This window comes from Sphingomonas segetis (assembly GCF_009720245.1).
Taxonomy (GTDB): domain Bacteria; phylum Pseudomonadota; class Alphaproteobacteria; order Sphingomonadales; family Sphingomonadaceae; genus Sphingomicrobium; species Sphingomicrobium segetis.
In genome coordinates, this window is the sequence record NZ_WJSQ01000095.1 from 1 (window position 1) to 10,399 (window position 10,399).

Annotated in this window: 9 protein-coding genes; 6 read left to right on the plus strand and 3 right to left on the minus strand. The window is 62.6% G+C overall.

The window, feature by feature from the left end; translation table 11 throughout:
- From GH737_RS09915 to GH737_RS09925, 3 genes are all read left to right on the plus strand, one after another.
- Positions 1 to 929, plus strand: a 929-nt coding sequence (locus GH737_RS09915) for a surface lipoprotein assembly modifier (RefSeq protein WP_155264666.1), incomplete at its 5' end; no start/stop codon positions are given.
- A gap of 136 nt (positions 930 to 1,065) precedes the next feature.
- Entirely contained in the window at positions 1,066 to 4,074 is a 3,009-nt protein-coding gene (gene uvrA, locus GH737_RS09920; protein ID WP_155264667.1) for an excinuclease ABC subunit UvrA, read from the plus strand.
- A 30-nt stretch (positions 4,075 to 4,104) separates the two neighbouring features.
- On the plus strand, positions 4,105 to 4,371 hold the full coding sequence (locus GH737_RS09925; protein ID WP_155264668.1) for a hypothetical protein: 267 nt from the start codon (positions 4,105 to 4,107) through the stop codon (positions 4,369 to 4,371).
- A 54-nt stretch (positions 4,372 to 4,425) separates the two neighbouring features.
- Here the strand turns inward: GH737_RS09925 and GH737_RS09930 are convergent, their stop codons facing one another.
- Both GH737_RS09930 and dgt read right to left on the minus strand, forming a co-directional pair.
- The gene (locus GH737_RS09930; protein ID WP_155264669.1) at positions 4,426 to 5,334 is read right to left on the minus strand and encodes a hypothetical protein; all 909 of its coding nucleotides are present in this window, start codon (positions 5,332 to 5,334) and stop codon (positions 4,426 to 4,428) included.
- Complete coding sequence (gene dgt, locus GH737_RS09935) at positions 5,328 to 6,716, minus strand: dGTP triphosphohydrolase (RefSeq protein ID WP_196233091.1); 1,389 nt, start codon at positions 6,714 to 6,716, stop codon at positions 5,328 to 5,330. Before dgt ends, GH737_RS09930 begins: the two co-directional genes overlap by 7 nt.
- 109 nt (positions 6,717 to 6,825) lie before the next feature.
- On the opposite strand from dgt, the gene GH737_RS09940 reads away from it, so the two are divergent.
- Together GH737_RS09940 and GH737_RS09945 are read left to right on the plus strand one after the other, a co-directional pair.
- Positions 6,826 to 6,993: a hypothetical protein gene (locus GH737_RS09940; protein ID WP_155264671.1), complete on the plus strand. Its 168-nt coding sequence runs from the start codon at positions 6,826 to 6,828 to the stop codon at positions 6,991 to 6,993.
- A gap of 318 nt (positions 6,994 to 7,311) precedes the next feature.
- Positions 7,312 to 7,875: a hypothetical protein gene (locus GH737_RS09945; RefSeq protein ID WP_155264672.1), complete on the plus strand. Its 564-nt coding sequence runs from the start codon at positions 7,312 to 7,314 to the stop codon at positions 7,873 to 7,875.
- Between the two features lie 425 nt (positions 7,876 to 8,300).
- On the opposite strand, the gene GH737_RS09950 is transcribed toward GH737_RS09945, so the two are convergent.
- On the minus strand, positions 8,301 to 9,359 hold the full coding sequence (locus GH737_RS09950; protein ID WP_155264673.1) for a hypothetical protein: 1,059 nt from the start codon (positions 9,357 to 9,359) through the stop codon (positions 8,301 to 8,303).
- A gap of 218 nt (positions 9,360 to 9,577) precedes the next feature.
- Here GH737_RS09950 and GH737_RS15310 point away from each other — a divergent pair, with 218 nt between their 5' ends.
- Complete coding sequence (locus GH737_RS15310) at positions 9,578 to 10,195, plus strand: hypothetical protein (RefSeq protein WP_196233092.1); 618 nt, start codon at positions 9,578 to 9,580, stop codon at positions 10,193 to 10,195.
- Positions 10,196 to 10,399: the final 204 nt, after the last annotated feature.

Genomic DNA, 10,399 nt, shown 5'->3' on the forward strand with positions numbered 1-10,399 from the left:
CGGGCCTGCCGCCGGCGGTCGCGCGGCTGGTCGACCGATATTCGGAAGCGCTGCGCGCCGCGCGTCCCGGCGGCGCCAGCTTCGAGATCGCGCTTGCGCCGGACAGCAACATCAACCGGGCGACCCGCTCTAACACGCTGGGCACCATTTTCGGCGACTTCGATGTCGACCATGAGAGCAAGGCGAAATCGGGGACCGGCATGTCGCTTCGCGGCCAGGCCTATCAGCGGCTCGCGCTGGGAGAGAGCGATCACGACCTGCTGTTCCGGCTGAGCGGTTTCGCCGACGTCTACCGAAAGACCCGGTTCAACGACATCGCGGTGGATTTCGCCGCCGGGCCGGAGCTGCAGTTCGGACGCGACCGGATCAATGTCGAAGCCGGCGCGACCCAGCGCTGGTTCGGGCAGAAGCCGTTCATGCGCTCGGCGCGGCTCGGAGCGACCTGGACCCGGCCGCTCGGTAGCCGAATGCAGCTGCGCCTCAACGGCACGGTCGCGCTGATCGACAACCAGCTCAACGACCTCCAGGACGGCAAGGCGTGGTCGGGGCGGGTCGAGCTCGAACGCGCCCTCACCGCGACGACGGGGATCGCGCTCAGCGGCTCGATCGACCGGCAGGCGCTCCACGACCCGGGCTATTCGACCACCGGGTGGCGGGCCGGGGTGCTCGGGTGGCACGAGATGGGACGGATAACGCTCACCGCCGGTTTCGATCGTGGGCGGCTGCACGCGGACGAGCGGCTGCTGCTGTTCCCTGACCGGAGATCCGACCGATATTCGCGCATTTCGCTTGGAGCGACCTTCCGCCAGCTCCAGTTCCGCGGCTTCGCGCCGGTCGCGCGCTTGTCGATCGAACGCAATCGCAGCACGATCGAATTCTATGACTTCAAGCGCGTTCGCACCGAATTCGGAATCAGCCGCGCCTTTTAACATGTAGCAAGCCGAGCCACGGCACCCCATATTGCTGCAGCCGCGTTGACCCGGTGCGGCGCCTCACATAGACTAGAACAAAGCTGGAACGAAGCCGACCGATGCTGACCCACATTCCGAAGCAGAGCGGAAGCGAATGCTGACCCACATAAGCGTCCGCGGCGCGCGCGAGCACAATCTCAAGGGTATCGACGTCGACATCCCGCGCGAGAGCCTGACGGTCATCACCGGCCTTTCCGGCTCGGGGAAGTCTTCGCTCGCGTTCGACACCATCTACGCCGAGGGTCAGCGCCGCTACGTCGAATCGCTGTCGGCCTATGCGCGCCAGTTCCTCGAGATGATGCAGAAGCCCGACGTCGAGCATATCGACGGGCTCTCGCCGGCCATTTCGATCGAGCAGAAGACCACCAGTCGCAACCCGCGCTCGACCGTCGCCACCGTGACCGAAATCTACGATTACATGCGGCTGCTGTGGGCGCGCGTCGGCGTCCCCTACTCGCCCGCGACCGGCCTGCCGATCGAGGCGCAGCAGGTCAGCCAGATGGTCGACCGCGTGATGGCGCTCCCCGAGGGCAGCCGCCATTACCTCCTCGCGCCCGTCGTCCGCGGCCGCAAGGGCGAGTATCGCAAGGAGCTCGCCGAGTGGCAGAAGGCGGGCTTCCAGCGCGTCCGCATCGACGGCGAAATGCACGCGATCGAGGACGCCCCCGCGCTCGACAAGAAGTACAAACACGACATCGAGGTGGTCGTCGACCGCATCGTCGTGCGCGAAGGAATCGAGGCGCGCCTCGCCGACAGCTTCGAGACCGCGCTCAAGCTCGCCGACGGCCTCGCCTACCTCGACCCCGCCGATCCTCCCCTCGCCCCCGGCACGACTCGCGAGCCGAGCGGGGAGAGGGGGCCGGAGGGCTTCAAGCTCGACTTCGGAGTCCCAGGCCGAATCCTCTTCTCCGAGAAATTCGCCTGCCCCGTCAGCGGCTTCACCATCGCCGAGATCGAGCCGCGCCTGTTCAGCTTCAACGCCCCCCAGGGCGCCTGCCCCGCCTGCGACGGCCTCGGCGAGAAGCTCGTGTTCGACGAGGACCTCGTCGTCCCCAACCATGCGCTCTCGATCAAGAAGGGCGCCGTCGTGCCCTGGGCCAAGTCCAACCCGCCCAGCCCCTATTACATGCAGGTGCTGTCCAGCCTCGCCCGCGCCTACGGCTTCGAGCTCGACGTGCCGTGGAAGGACCTCCCCGACGAGGCCCGCGACGTCATCCTGCGCGGCACCGGCGGCAAGCCCGTCACCTTGCGCTTCATCGACGGCAGGCGCAGCTACGAGGTCAAGAAGCCGTTCGAGGGCGTGCTCGGCAATTTGAGCCGCCGCATGCTCCAGACCGAGTCCGCCTGGATGCGCGAGGAGCTGTCGCGCTACCAGTCGTCACAGCCGTGCGAAGTCTGCCACGGTGCCCGCCTCAAGCCCGAGGCGCTCGCGGTCAAGATCGCCGGCGAGGACATCTCCATGTCGAGCCGCCGCTCGGTCGCCGACGCCCACGCCTGGTTCGCCGCGCTCCACGAGAAGCTCACGACCACCCAGAACGAGATCGCCAAGGCCATCCTCAAGGAGATCAACGAGCGCCTCGGCTTCCTCCACAATGTCGGGCTCGACTATCTCCACCTCGACCGCACCAGCGGCACGCTGTCGGGTGGCGAGAGCCAGCGCATCCGCCTCGCCTCGCAGATCGGCAGCGGCCTTTCGGGCGTCCTCTACGTCCTCGACGAGCCCTCGATCGGCCTCCACCAGAAGGACAACGACCGCCTCCTCGAGACCCTCAAGCGCCTGCGCGGGCTCGGCAACACCGTGCTGGTCGTCGAGCATGACGAGGACGCGATCCGCCACGCCGACCATGTCATCGACATGGGCCCCGGCGCCGGGGTCCACGGCGGCGAGGTGGTGTGCGCCGGAACCCTCGACGAGCTGCTCGCCTGCAAGGACTCGATCACCGCCGACTACCTCACCGGCCGGCGCGAGATCCCGCTCCGCAAGACCCGCCGCAAGGGCAATGGCAAGTTCGTCACCGTCCAGAACGCGACCGCCAACAACCTCCAGGGCGTCACCGTCCCCTTCCCGCTCGGCACCTTCACCTGCGTCACCGGGGTCAGCGGCTCGGGCAAGTCCTCGCTCACCATCGACACGCTCTACGCCGGCGCCGCCCGCGCGCTCAACGGCGCGCGAATCCCGTGCGGCCCGTGCAGCGGCATCAAGGGGCTCGAGCAGCTCGACAAGGTCATCGACATCGACCAGTCGCCGATCGGCCGCACCCCGCGCTCCAACCCGGCGACCTACACCGGCGCCTTCACCCAGATCCGCGACTGGTTCGCCGGCCTGCCCGAGAGCAAGGCGCGCGGCTACAAGCCCGGCCGCTTCAGCTTCAACGTCAAGGGCGGGCGGTGCGAGGCGTGCCAGGGCGACGGCCTGATCAAGATCGAGATGCATTTCCTGCCCGACGTCTACGTCACCTGCGACGTCTGTCACGGCGCCCGCTACAACCGCGAGACGCTCGAGGTGAAGTTCAAGGGCCACTCGATCGCCGACGTGCTCGACATGAACGTCGAGGAGGCGGCCGAGCTGTTCAAGGCGGTCCCCGGCATCCGCGACAAGATGCGCATGCTGCAGGAGGTCGGCCTCGGCTACATCAAGGTCGGCCAGAGCGCGACGACGCTCAGCGGCGGCGAGGCGCAGCGCGTCAAGCTGTCGAAGGAGCTGTCGCGGCGGGCGACCGGCAAGACTTTGTATATTTTGGACGAACCCACCACCGGCCTCCACTTCGAGGACGTGAGGAAGCTCCTCGAAGTCCTCCACCGCCTCGCCGACCAGGGCAACACCGTGGTCGTAATCGAACACAACCTCGACGTGATCAAGACGGCGGATTGGGTGATCGATTTGGGGCCGGGCGGAGGCGTGAACGGCGGGCGGATCGTAGTCGAGGGCCCGCCGGAGGCGATTGCCGAGGTCGCGGTCTCGGCGACAGGCCAGTATCTGCGTCCGATGCTGGAGCGCGCGTCGGTGAAGCCGGTGGTCGTGGATGTGAAGCCGAAGAAGCCCTCGCGGTCGCGTAGGGTTGCGGTGGATGAGGATGAGCCGGATTTGATCGCGGCGAAGTAGCGCCTATCTCGCGTCCGAAGGAGTGAAGTGGTGGCAGTCTATAAGGAACTTCTTGCGAAGCGAGTTAAAGGATCGCTCATGGAGAACGAGGATTGGTGGTATCTATGCTACGACACGGAGAGCCAACGGTACTACGTTGAACATGAGTGGGATCACATGAATCCCTACAAGATCGGCTCAGGGGACCATGGTAATGGCACAACCCAATCGGACGCCGAGGGGTGGACCGGCGTGGGGGCCGACAAAATCGAAGAGGCCAAGGCGAAGCTTAAGGCAGCCGTCGCTTCCGCCGAGTAAGCTCCAGACGAACCGGACTTGTGTGAGCAGCGCGGTCGCGCGCAACTCGCACGTTCACCTCATGTTGCCGAACAAATCCTTGGCGAGATATCGCGACGCTTTTTTCTTCGGCTTTGCAGGCACTGTCGTGTTACGGTTCACCTTGTCCGCAAAGCTGGTTTCACGCCAACGTTCTGGAAGTTGCTCCATACCGGGGAGCCTATCCTGTCGTCTGACATGTGCGCCAATGTTTCGAAAAACAGAGCGCTTCATCACAGCGTGCAGGTATTCATCCGCGCTTCCAAATTCGTCGAGGAATCGAACATGAAAGGCGTTGCCCTCGACGTCCAAAATCTCTTGCCATGAATGGCTATGAAGATTCTCTTCGATGAAGTGCCGCAGTCTCCCCTTCGGCTTTGCATCCCACATCATGAGGCGCCGCAAGGATCGAACCAGCGACCCCAGAGGACTGGGGTTTGGAAGGAGGTTGATATCGAGATAGCCAGACTTGAGCTTATCTAGGTACCGGTCGATCGCCCAAATTTCGTTCTCCTCGTAGCCGAAGACAACAGCATCCCAATCGAAGAAGGTTGTCTTCCACAAATCGCTCGCTTTGGTCAGGTTTACATGGCCTGCTGTCTTCGCCCACGTGTTCGTGAACGCCCAAAAGTCCACTCGATAAGACTTGGTTCGCAATCCGAAGCCGCCAAAGCGATTTTCGGATGCGCCGACGCTGCTCGCAAATTTTGAAAGAGCGCCCTTGTTGCATCTCACAACGAGATCGACGTCGGAGATCGGCCGATTTTCAATTCCAAAAATCGCAAGGTCGCGAATTAGACCGCCAATTACGTAGACTTTCCCGAGCTGCGAAAGTCGCTCCAGAATATCCTGTCGCAACGATCGCATCGCGGGATTTTCTGAGTTCAGAAATTCGCGAATTTCTGACCTCAAGTCCGAAAGAGAGGCCTCTTCGCGCTTCAGCACGAGACGTGACCCGCCTGAATGAGGTTGGCGTTGAGCGACATTAGATAGCCATCGGTCATGCCGGACATCATGTCAGTCAGCAGTCGCAACTCTTGATATCTTACGGGAAGCTCCTTCCCGTCCCGGTCCTTATAGCTATTTCTGATCGCTCTCTGCTTGTAGTTGTCGCTGATCAGCGACCAGCCGTAGGCAGCGGCGGCGGTCGTTCTGCGGGACGATAACTTATTTACTTTTTCACGTAGCCTTATTGCGTCCCAGAAGAACGACATCACGTTGTGAATTGCAACAGCGCCGTCCGCTTCAGTCTTCCTGACGTACTTACTGTCAAATGCATAGGAAAAGGCGAGATCTTTGAGCAGTTTATGAAGTTCACATCCGTCTAACAAAGCAGTGCGATGCTTAAGAGACATGATGTCAGAATACTCACTGATAAATCTGTCAACCGCGTGTTTTATCATATGATTAATGGAGACCGTCCGGAAATACGAAGATTTTATTTCCCTAATTTCCTGAATAGAAAAAATCGACCTGTCGATTTTCTTGAAGCTTTCTTTGAGCTCCGCCGCGACAGCCTTCACGTCTGAGTCGCCGTGCGCAGAGATCTCGTAGAGGACATCGTCGGGCGACAGAAGACGCTTCCTCATCGCGTCTTCGATGTCCAACGACGAGTAAGCAATATCATCGCCTGCTTCCATGATCCATGTAAGCGGATGTCGTTGGCCCTCACGAATGCCAGTCTTCTCTCGAATCCAGGCGATCACGTCGGTTTCGCTTTCGAAATATCCATATTTGGCCGATGGCTTCTCGCCGTCTTTCACTCCGTCCGCGCTAACGGTGTATTTCATCAGTGCGGCGAGCGTACCCGCCGTAAGATCCAGGCCGTTGCCACCTGATGACACCTGGAGGCGGGTGACCACTCGCATCGTTTGAGCGTTACCTTCGAACATAAGGAACTCGTTTCGGAGATGCTTGGGGACAGAGCCACTCTCAGAATCTGAGAAGCAATCCTCATTTCCCCTGAACCAATCACCAATCGCTACTTCCCCCTGATGACCGAAGGGAGGATTTCCGAGATCGTGTGCTATGCCAACCGCGGACAATATGGCGCGGATAGTGGGGGCCTTCGAACTGAGTTCGTCCGAACGGGCGACAACGATCCTATCGCCCATCGATCTGGCTAGGTTCACGACTTCATGAGAGTGCGTGAGGCGATTTCGAACAGCGTCGTCCGCCTCTAAAGGAAAGACCTGCGTCTTGTTTGCCAGCCTTCTTACAGGTGGTGAAAACAACAAACGATCATAGTCATGTTGGTGAGCTATCCGGCAATCTCCGGCGCTTGCTACGGTCGCCTGTCCAAGTCTGTCATCGCTCCAGAAATCCACGACGTCTCCCCTTCGTTCTGGACCGAGCAACAGCAGGCTGCCGCGAATCTGTGGACGAGTCCAGCTTGGTTATGTTCCATTTATGTTCTCGTAGGAATAACGCGAGGGAATGTCCTACAAGCATGTCGGCACGGCCTTCGATCTCGTCCGCTTCGGTTGCTCCCTGAAGGTCGGAATCGAAGATGACCGCAGGACGGTGCACCAGCTGCGGCTCGGCCAGGACAATGGACGCGATCGACGTCGCACGGATCTTGTGGTTACGGTGACAGTTTACTAAATGCACTCAATTCGAGCGCACCAACCGCTCCACCACCCGCCGCAGCTCGGCGGGCGTATCCCCCGCCACCTCGACATAGCCGATCCCCGCCCGCCGCAGCGCTTCCTTCTTGACCGCGTCGCACGCGGCATTGCCGTGCTCGCCTGCCCCCCTGACAGGCTCCGCGCGTCAATCCTCGTCGACGGGGGTGAAACCCGGCAAATAGGGCCCGCCGCCCATCTCTTCCTTGTTGTTTTCAGTTCATGCGTCTTATTCGGGTAACGCGCGTTATCTTCATGAACTCCCCGGCATTTCCGGCTGAGAGCCGAGGTTTTGCCCATGACCGTCCCCTTCTTCATCGCTGCCGCGGCGGCGCTTGCCGCTGCACAAGCGCCCGCCCTCGCCCCCGTCCCCGCCCCCTTCATCGCGCCCGCGCCGATCCGCGAGATCGTCGACCAGCAGCTCGGCGCCCGCTACGGCGCCAGCGACAAGGAGGCCGTCGCGCGCTGCGTCACCGCCGCGCTGGCGCAGGGGGCGATCCTGTACGGCGTCAACGGCTATGCAGGCACGGAAGGCTATGCGGGCTATTCCGGCGCCTATCGTCCGGGCGCGGTGGGCGTGCCCGGCTTTCCCGGCATCGCCACCCACATGCGCGTCACCGCCATCACCGCCGTGCAGCGCCGGTCGGACGGGATGCGCGTGAAGGGCCTGATCGACAGCGGCGTCGATTATCTCGGCGGCTACGGCGGCGAGGCCTATGAGGGCGCCGGCCCCGGCGGGCAGCCCTACGCCACCCGCCATCCCAGCAACAACGACCTCGCGTTCCGCTGCAACCTCGACACCGCCGGCCTCGTCGCCAGCATGCACGTCGAACGCCACACCACGACGTACCGCCGCTTCTAGCGGCGAGGGCGGACGGCTTCGGTCGAAGCCGCTGTTTCAGCGCCAGCACCTCCGGGCCCGCCGGGTTCATCGTGACGGGCTACGGTGACGACGGGCTACGGTGACACTTTACTGAATTCATCCAGGTGCCGCTGAGCGGGGGGCGCAGAAAGCATTTTCCTACAGCACGCCTTCTGTGCTTGGCTGTCGCCGGCTCTTTGATTGTGCAGATCGTCAGAACCCGCGGTGCAGGCGCACCTCCGTCGTGCCGCCGGGCGCCGCCCGCCACGGAGATTTCCCCTCCGTCACTGCGAACATTCGCGAACATTCGCAGGATTGCCGGGGACAATCCGAGCAGAATGTCGCCGTTGGTCGTGCTGCCGCAAGAAGGAAGCGAAGCGGACGGTGCTCAAGCCCGCACATTCCGACTAAGGGCTTGGTTAGTGTCAGTATCGTTTGAACGGATTGTCGTTTTTGGCCGCGACCCGCCCGGAATCGTCGAGGCAGCGCGGCATTGCGCCGGTGATCGCCGGATAATTCTCATCGCCCGTCCCGACATAGTCACGTGACGCCTTCAGGCAGTATCCGGAAGACGTTTTCGCCGGGATTTTCACCGCGCCAGACGGCAATCTTATCGACCCATCTGCCAGCTTGGCCGGTGCGGGACCATTCTGCGGACCACCGCCTTCCGGCGAAGACTTTGCGAACACGGCATTCGACGCTCGCGGTTTCGACCGCTCCGCCAGCATGGCGGCATAACGTGCCGGCACGGCACGCCCGGGCTTTTGCATGACATAGGCGAACGGATAACGCTCGCTGTTCCAGTCCACGTCGATGTGCATTTCGAACGGCGGATCGCCGTGCTTGAGCTTGTCGAGGATCACCATGCCTCCGTAGGAGGCCTGAGGATCGACCGTGGTCCGCTGGATCATCTTGTCGTTGAACAATTCGAGGGTTCGGTCGAGCTGATACTGAACCGCCGCGATGCTCTGCACGGTATCGGATTCAATTTGCGCAGCACGGAGCTGACCGGCGAGGCTCGGTCCGCTAGCGCTTACAATGTAGCTGCCATAAGGGCCGCTGATGCGGCTCCTGTATATGTCACGTTGGCTGGCGGCCGACGCGGATGACAATGCTCCCCCGAGCGCTAGCAAGAAAGAATTCCAACCGGCATCGTTCTTGGCCTGACGCTCCATCTCCTCGACCGGGAAAACGCGCAGCGGCTCGCCATTCACCGTCACGTGAATGTCTTCGAGCCCGATGTTCACGGGCTCGGGCCCGGCATTGTAGAAGGCGATCAGATAGGCTGGTCGGTTCTTGTAAAAGCCTATCGAGCGAAGCTGAACCGCACCGTATTTCTGCTGCAGGTCTAGCGTCGGCACGCCCTTCACGTAGCGGGCGCCTTCATTTCCGACGATCAGACCGTGGATATCGAAAGGTTTGCCGGCGTCTGCCGGCGTGGCGAACAGCACTAGCGCGCAAAGCGCGAGACTACGAACAGACATGGAGCCCCCTCCTGTTGCGACTCGCTCCCCGAGCACGAGCGCGGCGACAGAGTGGCTCAGGCGGTTAACTTTGGGAAGGGCGACAAGCGGTCAACGAGTCGAAGGTGTCGCCCCACGGCCCCGCGATCGTTGTCTCCCGTTCATGCGTCTTATTGGCGCAACACGCGTTCTACCCCTTGAACTCACCGGCGTTTCCCGGGTGAGAGCAAGGAACTCCCATGACATTCCGGACCCATTATCTCGCCGCCGCGGCGGCGGTCGGCGCTCTTGCCGTCCCGGCCGCTGCGCAGACCGCTTACGCGGGCTACCAGCAGCAGTATCAGCAATACCAACCGCAGGTACCGCAGCCTTATCCGGGCCAGCCCGGCTACGGCTACCAGCAGGGCTACGGTCAGCAGGGCTATTCCGGCTACGGCCAAGGCTATGCCCAGAACCCCGTCGAGCAGATCATCGGCCAGCTGCTCGGCACCCGCTACAACGTCACGGACCGCACGGCCGTCAGCCGTTGCGCAAGCGCGGCGATGGTCCAGGCGCAGAACCAGTATCGCTACGGCCAGCAGGGCTACGGCTATCCGCAAGGCTACGGCCAGCAGCCGGGCTACGGCCAGCAGCAGGGCTATGGGACTCCCGGGATGCGCGTGACTTCGATCACCGACGTCAAGCGGCGCAACAACGGCCTGCGCGTGTCCGGGCTGATGAGCTCGGGCTACGGCGGCCAGTACGCCTATCAGGACCGCAGCTACGGGCAGCAGCAGCTCAGCTTCCGCTGCAACGTCGCCTATAACGGCGCGGTGACCGACATCCGCATCCGTCAGAGCAGCGCCTACCGACGCTAAAGCGAACCCGCACCGGGCGGCCGCGCGAACCTGCGGCCGCCCGGCTGATCGCCATTATCGCCGCTCGCCGAATTCCGCTGTCCTACAGCGCACATCCTGTGGCTTATGCTCGCCGATGATCCTCGCCGCTGCGTTGCTCGCCCTTGTTCAGCCCGCGCCGGCGGCCGCGGCGCCGTCAGCGCCCTCCGCCGCCGTCGCGCAGGG

Bases quoted from the DNA above. Each gene is read 5' to 3' on its own strand.
- uvrA (WP_155264667.1), top strand. From the start codon at position 1,066: ATGCTGACCCACATAAGCGTCCGCGGCGCGCGCGAGCACAATCTCAAG.
- GH737_RS09940 (WP_155264671.1), top strand. From the start codon at position 6,826: ATGTCCTACAAGCATGTCGGCACGGCCTTCGATCTCGTCCGCTTCGGT.
- GH737_RS09945 (WP_155264672.1), top strand. From the start codon at position 7,312: ATGACCGTCCCCTTCTTCATCGCTGCCGCGGCGGCGCTTGCCGCTGCA.
- GH737_RS09950 (WP_155264673.1), bottom strand. From the start codon at position 9,359: ATGTCTGTTCGTAGTCTCGCGCTTTGCGCGCTAGTGCTGTTCGCCACG.
- GH737_RS15310 (WP_196233092.1), top strand. From the start codon at position 9,578: ATGACATTCCGGACCCATTATCTCGCCGCCGCGGCGGCGGTCGGCGCT.